Origin of the sequence: Desulfosarcina sp. BuS5, assembly GCF_028752835.1 — a bacterium.
Lineage (GTDB): Bacteria > Desulfobacterota > Desulfobacteria > Desulfobacterales > BuS5 > BuS5.
Map to the genome: position 1 here is coordinate 1,370,028 of NZ_CP087952.1, position 18,406 is coordinate 1,388,433.

Annotated in this window: 18 protein-coding genes; 13 read left to right on the forward strand and 5 right to left on the reverse strand. The window is 40.1% G+C overall.

Features of this window, described 5'->3' with window-relative positions; genetic code table 11:
* Nucleotides 1-2: 2 nt before the first annotated feature.
* Together BuS5_RS06810 and BuS5_RS06815 are read right to left on the reverse strand one after the other, a co-directional pair.
* Nucleotides 3-494, reverse strand: coding sequence for a hypothetical protein (locus tag BuS5_RS06810; RefSeq protein ID WP_027353143.1), 492 nt, complete (start codon nt 492-494; stop codon nt 3-5).
* A 28-nt stretch (nt 495-522) separates the two neighbouring features.
* Nucleotides 523-1,722, reverse strand: coding sequence for a PKD domain-containing protein (locus BuS5_RS06815; protein ID WP_027353144.1), 1,200 nt, complete (start codon nt 1,720-1,722; stop codon nt 523-525).
* Between the two features lie 528 nt (nt 1,723-2,250).
* Between BuS5_RS06815 and BuS5_RS06820 the strand changes: the two genes are divergently transcribed.
* Nucleotides 2,251-2,589, forward strand: coding sequence for a hypothetical protein (locus tag BuS5_RS06820; RefSeq protein WP_051374601.1), 339 nt, complete (start codon nt 2,251-2,253; stop codon nt 2,587-2,589).
* A gap of 198 nt (nt 2,590-2,787) precedes the next feature.
* The gene (locus BuS5_RS06825) at nt 2,788-3,933 is read left to right on the forward strand and encodes an aminotransferase class V-fold PLP-dependent enzyme (protein WP_027353145.1); all 1,146 of its coding nucleotides are present in this window, start codon (nt 2,788-2,790) and stop codon (nt 3,931-3,933) included.
* Here BuS5_RS06825 and BuS5_RS06830 read toward each other — a convergent pair.
* From BuS5_RS06830 to BuS5_RS06840, 3 genes are all read right to left on the reverse strand, one after another.
* A complete protein-coding gene (locus BuS5_RS06830) occupies nt 3,909-6,338 on the reverse strand; it encodes a hypothetical protein (RefSeq protein WP_027353146.1) in 2,430 nt (809 codons plus the stop codon). The genes BuS5_RS06825 and BuS5_RS06830 overlap by 25 nt on opposite strands.
* 117 nt (nt 6,339-6,455) lie before the next feature.
* Nucleotides 6,456-6,935 carry a membrane protein gene (locus BuS5_RS06835; protein ID WP_027353147.1) on the reverse strand — a complete coding sequence of 160 codons (480 nt, stop codon included), beginning with the start codon at nt 6,933-6,935 and terminating at the stop codon, nt 6,456-6,458.
* 15 nt (nt 6,936-6,950) lie between these two features.
* On the reverse strand, nt 6,951-9,044 hold the full coding sequence (locus BuS5_RS06840; RefSeq protein ID WP_027353148.1) for a 6-phosphofructokinase: 2,094 nt from the start codon (nt 9,042-9,044) through the stop codon (nt 6,951-6,953).
* A 102-nt stretch (nt 9,045-9,146) separates the two neighbouring features.
* Here BuS5_RS06840 and BuS5_RS06845 point away from each other — a divergent pair, with 102 nt between their 5' ends.
* From BuS5_RS06845 to BuS5_RS06895, 11 genes are all read left to right on the forward strand, one after another.
* Nucleotides 9,147-9,584, forward strand: a complete 438-nt coding sequence (locus BuS5_RS06845) for an NIL domain-containing protein (RefSeq protein WP_035264518.1) — start codon at nt 9,147-9,149, stop codon at nt 9,582-9,584.
* A 223-nt stretch (nt 9,585-9,807) separates the two neighbouring features.
* A complete protein-coding gene (locus tag BuS5_RS06850; protein WP_027353149.1) occupies nt 9,808-10,107 on the forward strand; it encodes a hypothetical protein in 300 nt (99 codons plus the stop codon).
* A 34-nt stretch (nt 10,108-10,141) separates the two neighbouring features.
* Nucleotides 10,142-10,696 (forward strand): 2-oxoacid:acceptor oxidoreductase family protein, encoded by a 555-nt coding sequence (locus BuS5_RS06855; protein ID WP_027353150.1) that lies wholly within the window; start codon nt 10,142-10,144, stop codon nt 10,694-10,696.
* Nucleotides 10,689-12,437: an FAD-dependent oxidoreductase gene (locus BuS5_RS06860; RefSeq protein ID WP_027353151.1), complete on the forward strand. Its 1,749-nt coding sequence runs from the start codon at nt 10,689-10,691 to the stop codon at nt 12,435-12,437. Before BuS5_RS06855 ends, BuS5_RS06860 begins: the two co-directional genes overlap by 8 nt.
* Nucleotides 12,434-13,612, forward strand: coding sequence for a hypothetical protein (gene porA / locus BuS5_RS06865; RefSeq protein ID WP_027353152.1), 1,179 nt, complete (start codon nt 12,434-12,436; stop codon nt 13,610-13,612). Before BuS5_RS06860 ends, porA begins: the two co-directional genes overlap by 4 nt.
* Nucleotides 13,593-14,483: a 3-methyl-2-oxobutanoate dehydrogenase subunit beta gene (locus BuS5_RS06870; RefSeq protein WP_051374602.1), complete on the forward strand. Its 891-nt coding sequence runs from the start codon at nt 13,593-13,595 to the stop codon at nt 14,481-14,483. The genes porA and BuS5_RS06870 overlap by 20 nt, the downstream gene beginning before the upstream one ends.
* A gap of 201 nt (nt 14,484-14,684) precedes the next feature.
* Nucleotides 14,685-15,887, forward strand: a complete 1,203-nt coding sequence (gene pncB / locus BuS5_RS06875) for a nicotinate phosphoribosyltransferase (protein WP_051374603.1) — start codon at nt 14,685-14,687, stop codon at nt 15,885-15,887.
* Entirely contained in the window at nt 15,881-16,564 is a 684-nt protein-coding gene (locus BuS5_RS06880) for a CBS and ACT domain-containing protein (RefSeq protein ID WP_027353154.1), read from the forward strand. The genes pncB and BuS5_RS06880 overlap by 7 nt, the downstream gene beginning before the upstream one ends.
* A 33-nt stretch (nt 16,565-16,597) precedes the next feature.
* A complete protein-coding gene (locus BuS5_RS06885) occupies nt 16,598-17,221 on the forward strand; it encodes a hypothetical protein (protein WP_027353155.1) in 624 nt (207 codons plus the stop codon).
* Nucleotides 17,214-17,702 (forward strand): TIGR00725 family protein, encoded by a 489-nt coding sequence (locus BuS5_RS06890; RefSeq protein WP_027353156.1) that lies wholly within the window; start codon nt 17,214-17,216, stop codon nt 17,700-17,702. The genes BuS5_RS06885 and BuS5_RS06890 overlap by 8 nt, the downstream gene beginning before the upstream one ends.
* Nucleotides 17,703-17,935: 233 nt before the next feature.
* A complete protein-coding gene (locus BuS5_RS06895) occupies nt 17,936-18,316 on the forward strand; it encodes a DVU0524 family FlgM-associated protein (protein ID WP_027353157.1) in 381 nt (126 codons plus the stop codon).
* Nucleotides 18,317-18,406: the final 90 nt, after the last annotated feature.

Consider the following 18,406-nt stretch of genomic DNA (forward strand, 5'->3'; position numbering starts at 1 on the left):
AATCACAGATCATCATCCGGAACCGGCGCTCCGGCCTGACCGGGAGGATTTATGCTAAAATTAATGACATCGCTAATATCACTCTCATTTCCGTCAAAATCGTAGGCTGTTAAAATCAGATAATACTTCTTGTTATCTGCTGCCGGATATGGAGGTAAATAAAAACGATAGGTTCCTTCCCAATATGTTTTTTCGAATCCGGGATAAGGATATACTTTCAATCCCTGTGGAAGATCAATTTGAAGCATGGGGGTCTGGGGAGTTCCCACAGCATCGAATGCCTCAAGTTCTATAAACCCATCATAATCTGTTACTGAAACAGGCTGATCAGGCACTTCGCCGTCAGCATGAACCGCATAATAGATCCTCCACCCCTTAATATCGCTCTCTCTGGCCTGATTCCAGGTAATCAGCATAAAGTCAGCGAAAGCATGAAAGGAGAATATCATTAAAAAGGCAATATTTATAAAAAGGATAAGGATACTTTTTTTCATCTTAATACTCCGGAATAATTATCAAATTTTAATTTTGAATTACTATTTTGCCGTAACAACCGGTTGTCATCATCAGATCGTTTTTATCGATCCGCAGGTTCCGGTCGAAATCATATTCCTTTTTATAAGTATCAAGACCTTTTTGGGAATTGAATGATAATGCCAAAGCCGCCAGGTCTATTCCGTCGATATCTCCATCATCATCCTGATCCGATATTGAACAATCTGTACAACCATGGTCAATATCCTGATAATAAAGGCTTCCGACTTCGGCCTCGTCGTAAACCGATACAAAAGTAATTTTTGATGAAAAATCGTGTTCCGCGGTTACCGTCAACTGAAAAGCATAAGTGCCTGTTGTCTGAGGTGTAAAAGATGCAACCGGCTGATCCGAATTCTGAATGTCAACGGTTTTATTCAACGCCTCCCATTTGTAATAAACTGTTTCGGAAGTTGCCGAGGAAAGGCTCCCGTCAAGGATTACATTTCCCCCCAAAGGGATACTTTTAGGTGAACCGGGATTCGCTATAACATAGTCTGCAATATCATTGACTGCATTTACAGCAACATACCGTACGGGACTCCGGTTAAATGAAACATCCGCCGCAGTATCAGCGATATACAGCCTGAAATAGTAAGTGCCTTCTTTTGCAGGAGTAAAAACAGGATTCACAGCATTCTGATCGGAGAGTGTAATTTCTCCATCCCCGGGCCAAGCATAACATTCCCAGTAATATAAAATAGAAGCTTTGTCATTATAAAAAAAATCATAGCTGTCTCCGGCATCAAGAGATACTTCATTACCGACCTGCGCAAGTTGATCCGGACCTGGATCAGCTATCGGCACTGTGACGGCTGAACAATCCGAGGTCGTAAAATTTGAGATTAAGTTATCCGAAACTACAGATGCTGCTCCTTGATAGCCATGGCTGTCGTATGCTGTTGCTTGAAAGGAATAGGTTTTTCCGTAGCGGGGGAAATATTGAAAAAGATAGTCCGCATCCTTTGTGTAAGCGGGTATTGCTGTAAAATAGACGGCTTCATCGTCATTTATTTTTACATTTACATCATAATAATATGATTTTCCATCAGACGCAGCCGATCCACCCATGGCGATCCCCCTGCGGTTTAAATCATAAGCATGCGCATCGGACATAACCGGAATAATGGCAATGTAAAAAAGCATATAAGAAAAAAATAACAGAACCTGGTTTATTAATATTTTCATAGCACATCCAATCTAAATTTGAGCGCCAATTCTTTATTTTTTTTTGATTTAACTTCTAAGTTTATATGGCGCTTGACAGTGAAATTGTGAAAAACTTGAATCTGAAATAATTTGTTTACAGATAAAGCAATATGTGTGCCAATTACGGCAATGAGAAAAATATGTAACGATATTAAAAGGTTGCGTTTGAAAGAGGGAAACCGGAAAGCTTTAATTGGATGGTTTATAATGCAAAAAAACTGAACTGTATGGTTTATAATGCAAAAAAACTGAACTGTATGGTTTATAATGCAAAAAAACTGAATGGATTTTACTCCAAAAAAACTACCTAAATTTATTATAACACATAACTATCTGTATTTTTATCATTTTTAATGTATACAATTTCATGCACATATAACCTCTATTAATTAATGATATTGATAATAGATAATTAATATTGTACAGGTACAATATGAAAAAGTTATTTTACCTTCGTTTCCAGGCTCTGCCTTACACACCAAAACTTACTAAAATATAATATTTTTTATGGGAAGAAGCAGATATAAAATTATTGAGAGCGGTAAAACATATTTTATAACAAGCAGTGTTATAAACTGGCTTTCTTTGTTTGCCCTGCCCGCGCCAGCCGGAATTGTCATTGATTCGTTGAATTTTCTGCAGCAACAGCAAAGAATCAAAATTCATGCCCGGGTTTTAATGGAGACTCATTTTTATCTTGTTGTAACATCTACAAATATATCCAGTGAAATGAGAAAAATTAAATCATATACAGCAAGATCTATTGTCGATTATCCGGAAGTCAATGGACCGAAATTTTTCCTGGAGCAGTTAAAGTTTTATAAAAAAAAGCATGAAAATGATTAAATCTATCAGGTCTGGCAAGAAGGTCTTCATCCAAAGCTCATTCCGGATGAAAAAAATGCTGATCGGAACTATAGAAACCGCTGATCTAAAAAAGGCAGAGCCTTGTGGTATGCAATAATGGATTATCCGGAATTTGAACATTACCGTCATTATCTTGACACACGTTGACCAAAGGGCTGAATACGGAGAATATGTCAGATGAAGTTTGACGACTATCGCTCATTATTTCCTGTTACAGAGAAAAATATTTTTCTAAATCATGCAGCCGCATCCCCTGCGTCCCTGCGTGTTTTAAATGCAGTAACTGGATTTTACAGGGAATGCGTAGAGCAGGCGAGCAGGAATTATTTCAAATGGATGAAAAGGGTAGAAAAAACCCGAAGAAGGGCTGCCCATCTTATTAATGCGGAAACAAATGAGATTGCATTTACGGGGAACACTTCAGACGGGATAAGTGCGGTTGCATGGGGTTTCAAATGGAAGCGGAACGATGGTGTTATTGTAGCAGCGCCGGACTTTCCCTCCAATATCTATCCCTGGATGTATCTGGAGCAGCGTGGTGTTAATGTACATTTTTCCCAGCGTAAAGAGAATCGTTTTGGTGTAAAGGAGGTGGAAAAAGCTTTAAAACCGGATACAAAAATGATTGCTGTAAGTTCTGTGGACTATGCTTCCGGTTTTGCCGCAAATATTGAGGAGCTTGGAGATTTCTGCAAAAAAAAGGGGATTCTGTTATGCCTTGACGCGATTCAAAGCCTTGGCGTTATACCGATTGACGTGAAAAAAAGCGGGGTTCATTTTTTAGCTTCAGGAGGACACAAGTGGCTGACAGGGCCTATGGGCATAGGGATTCTTTTTATAGACAAAAGTGTAAATAATCTTGTTATTCCTGTGCGCACCGGATGGAAGAGTGTTATTAATGAAGAAGATTTTAATATAGACTTTACCCTGAAACCTGATGCTCTCCGGTTTGAGACAGGCACCATGAATCTTGCGGGTATTTTCGGACTTGATGCGGCCCTTGCCCTGCTGCAGGAAGTTGGGATATCCGAAATTTACAAAAAGGTTCTGGCAGTCATCGATCTCTTTATTGAAAGGCTTGAGGAACGAAAACTGGAGATAACATCTCCGTTGAAGAACCACGAAAGATCGGGGATTTTAACATTCAGGCCAAAGGGCGACCCGGAGGCTTGCTATAAGTTCCTTGTTAAAAGAGATATCATGCTATCCCTGCGGAACAACATGATCAGGCTTGCCCCGCACTTTTATAACAACGAATCGGATGTTGACGGTTTTTTTCATGAACTTGACATGTTTGATCAAAAAGCCCCCCATCTTTCCTGAAACATACCGGAATAAACAATCTTGAACATTAGCTCCAGCAAAGTGCCGGCCGGAATTTCTATACCATGCGGCTCTATACTTTTACTTAACTGTGCAAACTCCTTTGAATGCTCTTTTAAACATTTCAAATCCTGGAGTAATTTTTTAATCTTTACTTTATCATCGGGATTAAGTTCTTTTGTCCAGGCTCCTTGTTCCCATTTTGAATTTAACTCTCTAATTTTTACAGGCGACGCAACAAGAAGCTGCCTGCGAATCTTTTGGCTATTAAAAACCTTTTGAGATTCTATTAAATTTTTAATCGATTTTTCGATATTATCCCTGGCTGATTTAATTTCTTCACATAGCATTTTTTGAGCCTGTTCCGGCAGAATAATATTGATGCCTTTCAATATTCTTTTTTTTTTATCGGTTTTTTCTTTAAACTCCGCAACCGCGTTGCGCCAAAACAACTGACTGATTTCATAAATAAGAACTGATGATTTCTTCTTTGCATTTAAGGGAGCCTGTATTTTTTTCAATATAATAGGAAACAATCTGACAGTTTTTTTAAAGAGTTGTTCTCCGGTAATCACCTGGAAGATGATAACTGTCGTTGCAAACCAGTCCTGCAGGTGTAAAATCCGGGGTAAATCTCTAAAAGTAGAAATCAACATCTCGTTGGTCAGCAATTGGGAAGGGGTAGCATAATATGGTGTTCCGCCCAGCTGCGGTTGAGCGATTTCAGAATTATCTTTTTCTTTAAAACAAACTGATGTTTCCACATCAATCAGCCCAATCGAGAATTCTTTCGGTGATCTTAAAAATCGGGGATAATGCGCCTGCTCTCCGGCTACAATCAAATTATCCGGTTTAAGATCCCGCATGGCGACGCCTTTTTTTTTTAACCAGGATAACAGGTCAAGCATGTTGGTAACAATTCCCTCAATTTGATATTTGTTTTGAAAAAATGATATCTCTATAATATATTTTCTGATTATTTTTCTATATGCTTCGACATCCTTGATGTTGGCTTCAAAAATTATTTCAAACGATTTGTTTAAATCATCCGTCAATTCAGGTGGTATGCCTTCCTCGTTTTTTGAGATGGAATTTCCGGACAGATGCAGCAGGAACCACTTGCGAAGCTGGTATGCAGGAATTGATAACCTGGCATGCCCGGCTGTGAATTCTCTGACCTCCTTTTCACATTTAGTATATAAAATCTGTATCCCGGCACAAACAGGAGGGGTGGAGATCCCATATTTACCTTCAAATTCGTGCAGATCCCAGATAACGCCCGGTTGTTCATTTATTTCCTGTTCCATTTTGCCTTTAACAGCATGCATGTTTTTCAAGATATGTCCCAGGAAAAAATATTTTGACAAATTCATAAAATATACAAAGGAACCGCCGATTTTCAAATATTCCTGATACTTTGGATATCTCCCTACCCATTGAATATATTTTTCTTCAAGTTCTTCAGCAGTCAAAAGAGATTCTCCCTGAAAAGAATGGGTCTGTTTCATAATAACTGAAATCATTGGTATAATGCATTCCCTGGGAGCCAGGATATCTATAATATCCTTTTCCTTCTTGATGCTTTCTATGTACAACCCAAAATCATCAATGGGCTCAGGGGGAACCTTGATAACCATGTGGATATCATAAATCACATAAAAACATCTGCTTTTGCTGCTGCTATCCTGACCTATTTGACCAATTGTGACCCGTCTTTTTGACCACGCTTTGTTTTGCCTTACGCGTAGTTCAAAAATTGAATTTGGAGCGGCTTGTTCTGCATCAGCCAGGTAAAAATTCGCAGGTGCGTCTTCCGGAGCGTTTAACTGCTTTTTGTACAATTTTAAAAAATAATATACTATCCTTTCATTCTCATTTAATTCCTTTTCATTAATTTTAAAAAGCTTGATATTCTCTTCAGCACCTTCAATCTCATCTTTTTTGTTTTTTCCTGATCTCTTTAAATTATATAATAACACGGCAAACATTTTATAAGCAGATACCAGCAGAATAAGAACAATAATACTCGGCAAAACTTTTGTTAACCCGAAAAAGATTAAAGTTGCAAACTCCTGATTTTCTTGTTTCTTTAACGCCAAAGAATCAAAGAGTTGCTCCTTTTTTTTATAATAATATTTTATGACGGCCTTTTTATACGATATGGTCTCCTGATAAGCACTATTTTTAATATGATCTATATCTACCCTTAAAATCATATCTGCTTTATTATTATTTTTATAATAAACTATTTCACCATTCCCCCACACATCATCTGCAAGTATAAAATTTCCATTTTTTAAATATACGATATCCTTTTCGATTAACATTTCCCGATTAAAAAATTGAATGCCGCCAACAACAATCAATATAGTTAGCAGAATTATCAATATTATTATTTTTTTCATCTTCTGTTAATATATTTGCTTGGGGAAGGTGTTTTTGGATATGAAAAAACAGTCATTGCCGGATAGGCATTTTTCAAAGGTCTATATGTAAATAAAGTTTTTATGCAAATAAAGTCTCTATGCAAATATTGCGTCTATCCATTGGCCTGTTAAGCATGTGAGTATGATTACAAGTGCGGCTATTAAGAGGTGTTCTGCAATTACGGCCCACGGGTTTGAGCCGCTGTCCGACGCCATTTTATAACTTAGCAGAACCAGAACCGCAGTCCCCCATGCAATATTGACAAAAATGGCTGTTTGGAGTTGAAAAATCAGAACCGGTAGTAAAAAAGTCAACGCAAATAGAAACTTCGATAAAAAGGTTGATATGGTAGCCGCCCATATCTCTTTTATGCTATGTATGTTTTCCGACTCTTCAGAAATGTGTATGCCAAGCGCATCGGAAAGGGCATCTGCGATAGCTATGGTGCATATACCGCCTATCACGACAAGTCTGGAGTGTGTGCCTGCATTCAAGCCCACCATAAGCCCCAGGGTTGTAATAACACCCGACGTAAGACCAAAAAAAATCCCTTTTTTGACAGATTTACTTACCATATTTTGTGGACCCGATCATGGTATTGCATTCAAAACCAATGTGATAGGTCTATCCTCCTCGCTCTTGCCAGTAAAACGTATAGGGCCGGGGTTTCTGTATTGATCGGCGCCGGGCTCAGCTGCAAGCCATTTATCCCTTAGAGCCTTGACTACCTTGAAAGCTGCTGAATTAATATCTACGACACTCTTCTCCATCACAAGAGCCAGCCTGCCCTTTCTTTCTTCAAGATGCATAAGTGGAGCAATGGGAATTCCGATGGGCTTCCAATCAGCAAAGTTTTGATCAAGATTCATGATTGCGGCCATATAGCCGGTCACGCCGCCGGCTATCAGGCTAAAAACCGTTAAACCGAGATTATATGTATAATTACAGTCAAACCTTGTTGGATCAGTCCCCCTGCCATCATAGCCGTAAAAATGTGATTGTGTTTTAAAATCGGGAACGGACTTATTATATATTTTTTTCACTGATGCAGGAATATCTTCCTTTTCTGTTATAACACCACCTTTTGTCATGGAACTCTTAAGTATTTTAGTTGATGTAATTTTTTCTTTGACAAGCAGCAGTGCAGAGCCGTCATCATAGTTTCTGAAAATTACAGGCCCGAAAGAATCAGGATCAACTCCGTCCTTTTTCAAAGTCTTAACAAAATAATCTCTGTCTATTCCTATTTTGTAGACTCCCTTTTCTTTCAAAATATTCAGATAATCCTGAACAATTTCCATCAGAACTTTATCCGTCTCCACCTGGGAAAAGGGGAAATTCCCATGGCTGTCACGCTCCATCAGCAACCCTTCCTTGAAGAAATCGGGAATATCACTAAACAGATCATCATCCCTTCTGTTCCAGCATGACATTTTATTCTCTTCCTCACAAAGCCTTGCCAGCCTCCTTAAATATTCAAGTTTATTCTCAAGAAAGGGAAATTCTGTATGAAAGTCAGTATCGTGAATTTCGTTATATTCCGCAATAATCGTATTCAGCTTGATTATAAAGGTTTGAATCTCATTAATAAATTCAAGCACGCCCTCGGGTAGTACTATGACACCGTAGTTTTTGCCTGCAGCAGCTCTTTGCACTATACAGTCACAAATTACCCTGGAAAGATGCCTGAGCGTCATACCGTATGCTATATAGTCTATTCTGTTTTCCTTCCGAGCCTTCTCGAGTCGCGACTCATCTATGTAGTCGGCAAGGTCCTCTCCTATAAGGGTCAAATTTGCATGAGTCTGAAGCGCTACCTCCAAAGCCAAATGGCTTGCAACCCTTCCCATTACCTTGCAAATGTGCCAGTATTTTACATCGGAACTGCAATCTGTGCAAAGGTTGCTTATTGAACCTGCAAAAGCTCTGGCAGCAGAATGGAAACCAAAGGATATTGCGCATAAAACATTTCCGTCGGCATCCCTTACCTGTACATCGCCGTCTATTGTTTTGGGGACACCAATGACTTGAATTCCGTCATCAAACATATCCTGGGCCAGAAAAGCCGCATTTGTATTAGAATCATCCCCTCCTACGATAACCAGAGCATCGAGATCAAGCTTGCTGCATGTTTCTTTTGACAGTGCCATTTTTTCCTGTGTATCGATTTTTGTACGGCCTGTCTTTATCATTGAAAAGCCTCCGAGATTCCTGTAGGCATTTATAATATTGTCTGTAAGCTCAACAGCTTCACTTTCAATAATACCGTCCGGGCCCATAAGAAAACCATATATTATGCTTTCAGGGTTGGCTTTTTTTGCGGCATCATAAATACCTGCAATTACATTATGCCCACCGGGAGCCGGGCCTCCTGAGAAAACAACGCCGATAATCCGTTTTGTGGAATATTCTCTTTTCCGGGATTCATCCGGGTAATCGATTCCTTCAATATCCTGCGCCTTATTATCGATAATCTTCGGCAAATGCTTAGCCGCTTCACTATGAATTTTAAAATTGAAATTATTATTTTCCTTTAAAGCCGTAAGGGGCTTGGTGAACGCTTTGCATACCGGGGGTATGTATCCTCTTCTTTCAATAATCTCCTGATTAATATTTCCGGTTATTTTCTTAACTTCCGGATTTGACAAAAGGTCTTCAGCGCTGACACTCCTTTTTTTCTGCATCTGCGTTCTCCCTGCAATTATTGATTGTTGACATGCTGCCTGATAAAATTTAAATTGACATTTTCTTTGAAAAAAATAAAGATTTTTTTTGGAGGTTTTTTTGTGTATTCTAAAATACTGGTTCTTCGCTTTTCAAACAAGGTAGTGCATAATCCCGTAGTCTGCACCCTTGCAAAAGAATTTGATCTTACTTTCACTATACTTAATGCCACCATACTTCCCAGGAAAGAGGGGGTTATGGTGCTTGAGCTTTCAGGATCAAAAAATAATTTTAAAAACGGCGTGAAGTATCTTAAAGATCAGGGAGTTAATGTAAAGAATGCTTCCCAGGAAATAAAGCGTGACGATAAAAAATGCACCCACTGCGGTGCATGCATCGCAGTCTGCCCCACAGGTGCCCTATATATTCAACGTCCTGAAATGCTGGTTGTTTTCGATCAACAAAAATGCAGTGTATGCGAGCTTTGTATCCCGGCATGTCCCCCCAGGGCAATGAAAGTTCGCCCCAAAACCGGGATGATTTTTGATTTTCAATCATGATAAGGGTTCGGATAGGTAATCAAAATTTTATGGATCATAGCGGATTATTGTGGAGATTCTATTTATTGAGCATATACTAATTAAACTTATGCCATCAGCTATTAGCTTTTAGCAGTTAATACCTAACAGCTAAAAGCTAATAGCTGTTCATCATGGATTACCACAATAATCCGTGATGAACCAATTTTATTATCTTATTGAAGAGATAAGGCAAAATTGCATAATGAGCAAATTAGAAAAAAAAATATGTGTCCTCGCGATCATATTTATAGTGCTGTACCTTGGGGCAATCTTTATTACCCTTAATTCCCGGGAAGAAAGAAAAGTTAAAACAACCAAGATTGAATCCGTAGATCTTAAACCGGAAGAAAGAACCTTTATGATGGCCGAATTGCTTCTCCCTATGGCCATTCTTTCAGCGCTTACAATCTGTTTTATTATAGCAAGAAAAAGAAGGGCCCGGAAAATAAAATTACTTGACGATGATCTTGAAGATACTAATGATGTTAAAGAGGGTTTATAACAGTTGGTTTAATCAAAAAACAACAGGAAACAGCATGCTGGAAATACGTTTTCACGGACGCGGTGGCCAAGGGGCTGTGGTTGCATCGATACTTATGTCAAAGGCCTTTTTCCAGGCAGGATATTATGTCCAGAGTTTTCCTTTTTTTGGAATTGAAAGAAGGGGAGCTCCCATTGAGGCATATTTAAGGATAAGTCACAGCAAAATTTTTATCAGAACCAATGTTTATACTCCTGATCATATTATAGTGCTGGATAATACCCTGCTCGGCAGTATAGATATAACGCGAGGCCTTAAACCAGGCGGAATAATATTAATTAACGCAACAAAAGACTTGAAAGAGCTGTCACAATTTCCAGGTTATAGAATAGCGGTTGTTGATGCTACACGAATAGCATTAAGAAACCATATAGGCTCCAGGACTAATCCGATTGTCAACACATCTCTTATGGGCGCCATGTCTAAAATTTTGGAGATACCACCCATGGATGCGGTTGAGAAGGCTGTAATGGAAGAGGCGCCTGCCAAACAGCATGAAAATGTTAAAGCAGCAAAAGAAGCTTTTGATGCAGTGGAATTCTATGAATAAAAATGTAAGTCAAACCAAATTTCCGGTTTATATTGCCCGCTCCCGCCAAACTACCGAAGTGAACAAAACAGGAAGTTGGCGTGTTATGTGTCCTGAGTATGAAGAAAAGACATCTCCCTGCAGCGCAGCCTGCCCTGCAGGAGAAGATATCGCTTTAATTCAGATGTTTACAACCAGAGGTCTTTTTAAAAAAGCATGGGAAAAGATATTGATGGAGAATCCTTTTCCAGCAGTATGCGGCCGCGTCTGCTATCATCCATGTGAAACCGTTTGCAACAGGAAACAGTTTGATGAACCTGTGGCTATTAATTCAATAGAACGCTTTCTGTCAGACACGGCTGATAAAAATGGATACAGGCCTTCTTTTGAGAAACCTGAAACGAAAAAAGAAAAAATCGCCATTATAGGCGCAGGCCCAGCCGGTCTTTCTGCAGCATGGTTTCTCTCGCGCATGGGTTACCCATGTGACATATTTGAAGAAAAATCCGAACCAGGCGGTATTCTTCGCTGGGGAATTCCTCCTTATCGGCTGCCTGCAGGGGTTCTGCAAGGGGAAATAGATCTTATTGCGGCTGCAGGCGCTGAAATTCATTGCAACCGGCCTGTTTCCGCTTTATTTTTGACTGATATAAAAAAGAAATATAATGCCGTTTTTATGGGATGCGGCCATGGTCAAAGCGAGTCTCTTAATATTGAGGGTGAGAACCTGGCGGTAGATGGTTTGAATTTTTTATCCGAATTGCGACAGGGCAAAACCCGGCGGTTGCATGGCAGGGTAGTTGTTTTAGGAGGAGGTAATACTGCAGTCGATGTTGCTCGTTCCGTGCTGCGGCTGGGCGGAACTCCCCTGGTTATATATCGCAGACGCAGAGAAGATATGCCTGCTTTTCCGCAAGATGTGAATATGGCCCTGGAGGAAGGGATCGAACTTCTGGAGTTATATGGACCGGCAAAGATAGAAAAAAACAATAAAGACTACCTGCTGACTTTGCAAAAAATGCATGTTGCCGGTTTGGAAGATGGTAAAAGGGCAGCTATTGAACCTGACGTCGGGAAGACAAAAAAAATAAGCGCTCAAATGGTAGTAAAAGCCATAGGCGCCGGACCAGCCGAAACCTGGCATAAGCCTCCTGTCGCCGGGAAAGATATATTACACTTAAGTAACGCTATATTAAGCTTTGATAATGCCGGTTTTCCTGTTATTTTTGGCGGCGATCTTGCTTCGGAGATCGAAAGTGTTGTGCATGCTGTTGCTTCGGGAAAACATGCAGCCATAGCGCTCGATATTCTTTTTAACAAAGGCAGAAACAAGATTACGAAAAAGATGGAGATTTGCTCTGTGGGCAATGGATCCTCTTTTTCGTTTGAAACATATTTGAACCGGAACCACCGGCCTCGCAGACCTGAAATAGTCAGTTACGAGCAGATTAATACCGATTATTTCAGCAAAGCTCAAAGAATAACAGTTCAGCGGCTTCCCAAAGAGGAAGCGATTAACAGTTTTGCCGAAACAGCGCTGAATATTCCTGAAAACTTTGCGGTACAGGAAGCAGCACGCTGCTTTAATTGCGGAATTTGTACTCAATGTGACAATTGTTTTATTTTTTGTCCTGATGTGGCGGTTATACATGATAAATCAAAGCAGGGACGTCATATAAATTATGATTACTGCAAAGGATGCGGTCTCTGTGTTGCGGAATGCCCAAGAAGCGCAATGACTTTAAAGGGGGAACATCAATGAAGCAGGTTCTGGAAGGAAGTCAGGCGGTGGCGGAAGCTGTCAGGCTGGCCAGAGTCAAAGTAATATCCGCCTATCCTATAACTCCGCAAACACATATAGTGGAATTTTTATCCGATATTTGTGCCACCGGCAGACTTAAGGCTAAATATATTCATGTTGAGAGTGAACATTCCGCCATGGCAGCTTTAATCGGCGCTGCAGCAGCAGGAGTGCGTACCTTTACAGCCTCATCATCCCAGGGTCTTGCCTTGATGCACGAACTGCTCCACTGGACTGCCGGAGCAAGGCTTCCGGTAGTTATGGCGGAAGTAAATCGCGCCCTGGGGGCTCCCTGGAATGTATGGACTGAACAGACAGACAGCCTCGCCCAGAGAGATACTGGATGGATACAGCTATACTGTGAAAATAGCCAGGAAGCCCTGGACACTACAATTCAGGCATTTTATCTGGCGGAATTGGTAAATCTGCCGGTTATGATTGTTCTGGATGCCTTTTATCTTTCTCATACATATGAACCTGTCGATCTGCCTGATCAGGACCAGGTGGATCAATTTCTTCCCGGTTTTACCCCCAAGTTTCAGATGGATACCAAAAATCCCTGCGCCTTTAATCAACTCTCTCCTCCGAATGTTTTGATGGAAATGCGCTATAATATGCAACTGGCAATGGAGCATACCATAAAAAATTTTCCTGATATGGAGGATAAATTTTTTGAAATATTCGGACGACGTTACGGCGCTGTTGAACCTGTTATGTGTGATGATGCAGATATAATACTTGTAACTTCCGGAACCGTCACAAGTACATCCAGAAATATTATACAAAAATTGCGCGACCAAGGAGAAAAGGTCGGCCTGCTGAAGATTAAAATGTTCAGACCTTTTCCGGTTGAGGAGATACGACGGATTTTAGGCCGGGCAGATAAAGTAGCTGTTGTTGACCGTAATTTTTCCTTCGGAGCAAGCGGGATATTTGCACAGGAAATACGCGCGGCCATAAGCGGAATGCCCGGATGCCCTGCTGTTTTCGGATATATCGCCGGTCTTGGAGGCAGAGATATTACATTCGATACGTTACAAGAGATTTACAGGTTAACTAAAAAAGATGAAAAGCCTAAGCTTGACAGCCACTGGATGGAACTACGGGAGGTGGATTATGAAATTGAATGTTGCTGAAAATGAATTTCTGCATTCAGGCCATACCGCCTGTCCCGGATGCGGAGCAGCGATTGCCATGCGTTTTTTTTTAAGAGCTCTCGGAAATAAGACCATGATGGTTATTCCAGCCTGCTGCTGGTCAATAATCGCCGGCGCATATCCGCAATCCAGCCTGCAAGTGCCGCTTATTCATGCAGCTTTTGAAACCGGAGCATCTGTTGCCACAGGGGTTCGCGCTGCGCTTGATATGAAGGGCGATACAGAAACCACAGTGGTCGCCTGGGCAGGTGACGGGGGCACATTCGATATAGGTTTTCAGGCATTAAGCGGCGCAGTTGAGCGCAATGAAAATATAATTTATGTATGTTATGATAACGAAGCTTATATGAATACGGGTATCCAGCGAAGCTCATCCACCCCGTACGGAGCCTGGACTACCACAACGCCGCGAAACGCATGGAAAAAAAAGGCCAAAAAAAATATCGTGGCGATCCTGGCAGCTCATAATATTCCTTACGCAGCCACTGCAAGCATAGCCTTTCCTGGGGATATGATGACAAAGGTGGAAAAAGCCAAAAAAATCAAAGGAACCCGATTTCTGCATGTTTTCGCCAGTTGCCCCGCAGGCTGGCAGATCCCTTCGGAAATATCTATTAAAACAGCGCGTCAGGCTGTTCAAACCAGAATTTTTCCTTTGTATGAAGTGTTTGACGGAGTCTCCTGGATAATAAACCGGATGCCTGATAAAATCCCGGTAGATGAATACTTCAAATCCCAGGGACGATTTAAGCACCTCGCAGAGGAAGATCTCCGTGTAATCCAGAATATGGTGGACGACAACTGGAAACTGCTGACGCAAAAAGCTGATATTGCCGACTCGGTAGTATAATAACAAATGCCGGCGTCTTTCACTGAGGCGTCAAAGTAGTTAACACTTTCCCCATGTTAGAAGCGGTATTTTCACCGCAGGGGACGCAGAAAGCACAAGGGAACTGCTTAATTTTTAATGTAATATCTCAGCGAACTCTGCGTTCTCCGCGGTGAAATCCAGTTTTTTATACAAAGTAAATGTAAACTGCAAGGCGCCCAAATGCTTGCCTCAATATTAGATAATGATTTCTACAAGTTCACAATGCAAAATGCTATTGTGAAACTTTTCCCGCGCGCCAAGGTACGATATAATTTTATTAATAGAGGAAAAAACAGATTCCCCGATGGTTTTGATAAATATCTGCAGGAAAACATCAACAAGCTGACGGAGCTGAAACTCACCTCTTCAGAACTATTTTTTTTAAAAGAAAAATGTTCATATCTTGATCCTACTTATATAGATTTTCTCCAAGGTTACAGGTTCGACAGTAACGAAGTAAAGATAGCTTTAAAAGATGGAACTTTAGAAGTAACAATTGCGGGATACTGGTATCGTACTATCCTCTGGGAAGTTCCTTTGCTGGCAATAATTTCTGAGTTATTTTTCAGGTTGACCGGCAGAAAGACATACTCTCAAAAAGATATATTGCTAATTGCCCAAAAAAAGGCTTTAAAATATAATCAACTTGGAGTTAAAATAGCCGAGTTCGGCACCAGACGAAGATATTCATACAAAAATCAGGATATTGTTGTAAATGTACTATCACAATACGGATCTTCCTCATTTATAGGCACAAGCAATGTTCATTTTGCTATGAAATACAGTCTCATTCCTATTGGAACTCACGCCCATGAATGGTTTATGTTTCATGGAGCAAAATACGGTTATAAAATGGCAAACAGATTGGCCATGGAGCATTGGGTCGATATTTATCGGGGGAATCTTGGAATAGCATTATCAGATACTTATACTTCAAAAATTTTTTTCAAGGATTTTGATATAAAATTTGCCAAACTTTTTGACGGCGTGCGGCACGATTCAGGTGATCCGATCGAATTTGCAAACAGGACAATAGCGCATTATAAAAAATTTAATATAAATCCGAATTCAAAAACGATAATTTTTTCTGATGGATTAAATCCGGATAAAGTAGAGGAAATTGCTGATTTTTGCCGCAACAAAATTAATATTTCTTTTGGAATCGGCACTGATTTTACAAATGATGTCGGAGTTGAGCCATTAAATATCGTCATAAAGATGGTTGAGGCAAAACCTGAATGTCATGAGTGGACACCAACAGTTAAATTGTCTGATACCGTTGAAAAATATATCGGCGGACGCAGACCTATTCAATTATGCAAGGACATTTTGAATATAAGATCCTTAGAAGATAATCAATCAAAAGAGGTTACAAAATGTTAGTTAAAAACTGGATGGGTACAGAGATAAGATCAATCAACGCCGATGAGACCATAGAGCGTGCTGCGAAGCTTCACAAGGATAACAATACCGGAGTGCTGCTCGTATTTGATAACAGCAAACTGGTGGGAATTGTGGCCGACAAGGATTTTGCCAAAGCATCGGTCTCCGAATTCCTCACCATGGATAAAAGAGAAGTTCAACATCTTCTTTCTACGATTAAAGTTAGACAGATAATGTCACATCATCCATTGACGGTTACTCGTGAGCATACGATGGATGAGACTGCCGAAATCCTCTTGAAACACAAGGTATCCGCAGCTCCGGTATTAGATGATGACGGAAAAGTAGTGGGAATTATCAACCGCAACGATATCCTGCAGTTCCTGAAGTCGGTCACAGGAGGAGATCAAATAGGCTACCAGCTTAACTTCAGTGTGCCGGATAAAGCTAATTGTATCACCGAAATTATCAATATAATAAAAGATTATACTGGAAGGATCTGGAATATAGTATGTTCCTACCATGGAGTCTCATATGGTTTTCGCAGAGTATCCATACGTGTTTATAATGTAGATCCCGATAATATACTAGAACTGTTGAAGCGTGTGAAGGAGAAGACGCCTGAACTCTATGTTATAGATTATATTCAAAACACTAGAGGCGTCTTTAAAGATTGAAAAACAAAGATTTAATAATTTTTGTTTGCACCTATGAATTCCTATCAGAAAGAACAATCAGAGGCCATTTCCATGGTCTGGAGACATCTTATTGCTTTGGATACAGCAGCAATAGATGGTCTTAAAAATATGATTGCGGATTATCTACTATTTCGTAATAAAGTAAGCGAATTTCTTTCTGAACATTTCAGTGCCATATGCAATAGAAAATGTTATGAAAGCAAGCTAAGCGCATGTTGCTCCCGAGAAGGGATAATAACTTTTTTCGGAGATGTGGTCGTTAATCTTATTGAATCACAAGATTATGAAATAATATCCCTTCTTGCGGCACTTGAACAACCCAACATGGGCTTCAAATGTATATACCTTGGAAAGAATGGATGTATGTGGCGTGTAAAACCGATTGTATGCGAGATGTTCTTATGTAAAACTGCCAAACAGGAAGTATTCAATGCCAATCCCCGTCCGGGTGAAATGTGGGATGAATTCAAAAGATGGGAAAAACTGTATAAATGGCCTGACAGGCCGGTGCTTTTCGATGATCTTGAAACTTATTTTATCAATGCTGGTTTTTCATCAACATTAATGTACCTGCACAATAATCCCGGCCTTTTGAATGTTAAGCGAAAGGCTCAAATTTTAAAAAAACATGAGTAAGTTTATTGTAGGAGTTATGGGTCCTGGTGACAGGGCCCGGACAGAGGATATTGCCGCTGCCTACAAATTGGGGCGCCTTATCGCCAAAGAAGAATGGGCGTTGCTTAGCGGAGGAAGAAATGCAGGGGTTATGGATGCGGCAAGCAGGGGAGCCAAGGAGGTCGGCGGTCTTACTATAGGCATAATGCCGGCACTCGATAAGGAATCAGTATCCCCTTCTGTTGAGATCCCCATTTTTACAGGTATGGGGAGCGCGAGAAACAGCATTAATGTTCTAACGAGTGATGTGGTGATTGCATGCGGTATGGGTATAGGCACAGCGTCGGAAGTCGCCCTTGCCTTTAAAGCAGGCAAACATGTGGTACTGCTTAATTCAACGGTAGAAAGCAAAAAGTTTTTCAAGAGTTTGGGATATGATGCATTGTATTTTGCAGATACACCAAAGGAGACAATCAGAATAATAAAAGAATTAAAAAAATAAAATATTCCCGGTTTTATTCTAAAGTTTACGGCAAAACTGCCGATAAGTGCTTCAGGGAAAATTAAAATTGTTTAGGTGGAAATCTATAGACCGTCAGATAATTACCCGATTTTGAAATTTGGCACAAGGCGATAGGGAGTAGGGGATCAAAATCTTGAACCCCTACTCCGACGACCGATAACGCAGTGAAATTATTTATGTGACGTTCTATATGTAGTGCAGGGAAGAGGGCCATGCATATACCTGGATATCAAATGCGGAATGTGTTAAATATTTACACTAGACAGCTAAGGAATAACAAAAAATCCGCAAAGGAAAAACAGCACAACCGGGAAATGACTTTTGACCGTATCAGTATCTCGGCTGCGGGAAAACAGAAGGCGATCCTGGAAAAGATAACATCTAATATAGTTAAAAAAATTTTTAATTTTAACTTCGATAAATATATGGAATATAATGTGACAGCTCATCCTCGGGGAGAATTGAGCGGTAACGTTTCAGTTGAAAATAATGATAATAAAAAACTGGTATTTCATACAATCGACAGCAATAATATCAAATACAGAGAAACTCTTGAAATAAACGAATCAGACTTTCTTGTTGAAGATGTCTAAAAGGATATCAAGCACAGGCTTGCTTTATTTTTTGTGTTCCCCCTTTTTTTTGCCCCGTTAAATATAGCCTGAACAAAAATTATTGGATGA

Coding starts and splice junctions, on each gene's coding strand:
- porA (WP_027353152.1), top strand. CDS start 12,434: ATGAAGCAGGTTCTGGAAGGAAGTCAGGCGGTGGCGGAAGCTGTCAGG.
- BuS5_RS06850 (WP_027353149.1), top strand. CDS start 9,808: ATGAGCAAATTAGAAAAAAAAATATGTGTCCTCGCGATCATATTTATA.
- BuS5_RS06820 (WP_051374601.1), top strand. CDS start 2,251: ATGGGAAGAAGCAGATATAAAATTATTGAGAGCGGTAAAACATATTTT.
- BuS5_RS06895 (WP_027353157.1), top strand. CDS start 17,936: ATGCATATACCTGGATATCAAATGCGGAATGTGTTAAATATTTACACT.
- pncB (WP_051374603.1), top strand. CDS start 14,685: ATGCTTGCCTCAATATTAGATAATGATTTCTACAAGTTCACAATGCAA.
- BuS5_RS06830 (WP_027353146.1), bottom strand. CDS start 6,338: ATGAAAAAAATAATAATATTGATAATTCTGCTAACTATATTGATTGTT.
- BuS5_RS06810 (WP_027353143.1), bottom strand. CDS start 494: ATGAAAAAAAGTATCCTTATCCTTTTTATAAATATTGCCTTTTTAATG.
- BuS5_RS06840 (WP_027353148.1), bottom strand. CDS start 9,044: ATGCAGAAAAAAAGGAGTGTCAGCGCTGAAGACCTTTTGTCAAATCCG.
- BuS5_RS06815 (WP_027353144.1), bottom strand. CDS start 1,722: ATGAAAATATTAATAAACCAGGTTCTGTTATTTTTTTCTTATATGCTT.
- BuS5_RS06860 (WP_027353151.1), top strand. CDS start 10,689: ATGAATAAAAATGTAAGTCAAACCAAATTTCCGGTTTATATTGCCCGC.
- BuS5_RS06885 (WP_027353155.1), top strand. CDS start 16,598: ATGAATTCCTATCAGAAAGAACAATCAGAGGCCATTTCCATGGTCTGG.
- BuS5_RS06825 (WP_027353145.1), top strand. CDS start 2,788: ATGAAGTTTGACGACTATCGCTCATTATTTCCTGTTACAGAGAAAAAT.
- BuS5_RS06855 (WP_027353150.1), top strand. CDS start 10,142: ATGCTGGAAATACGTTTTCACGGACGCGGTGGCCAAGGGGCTGTGGTT.
- BuS5_RS06880 (WP_027353154.1), top strand. CDS start 15,881: ATGTTAGTTAAAAACTGGATGGGTACAGAGATAAGATCAATCAACGCC.
- BuS5_RS06835 (WP_027353147.1), bottom strand. CDS start 6,935: ATGGTAAGTAAATCTGTCAAAAAAGGGATTTTTTTTGGTCTTACGTCG.
- BuS5_RS06870 (WP_051374602.1), top strand. CDS start 13,593: ATGAAATTGAATGTTGCTGAAAATGAATTTCTGCATTCAGGCCATACC.
- BuS5_RS06890 (WP_027353156.1), top strand. CDS start 17,214: ATGAGTAAGTTTATTGTAGGAGTTATGGGTCCTGGTGACAGGGCCCGG.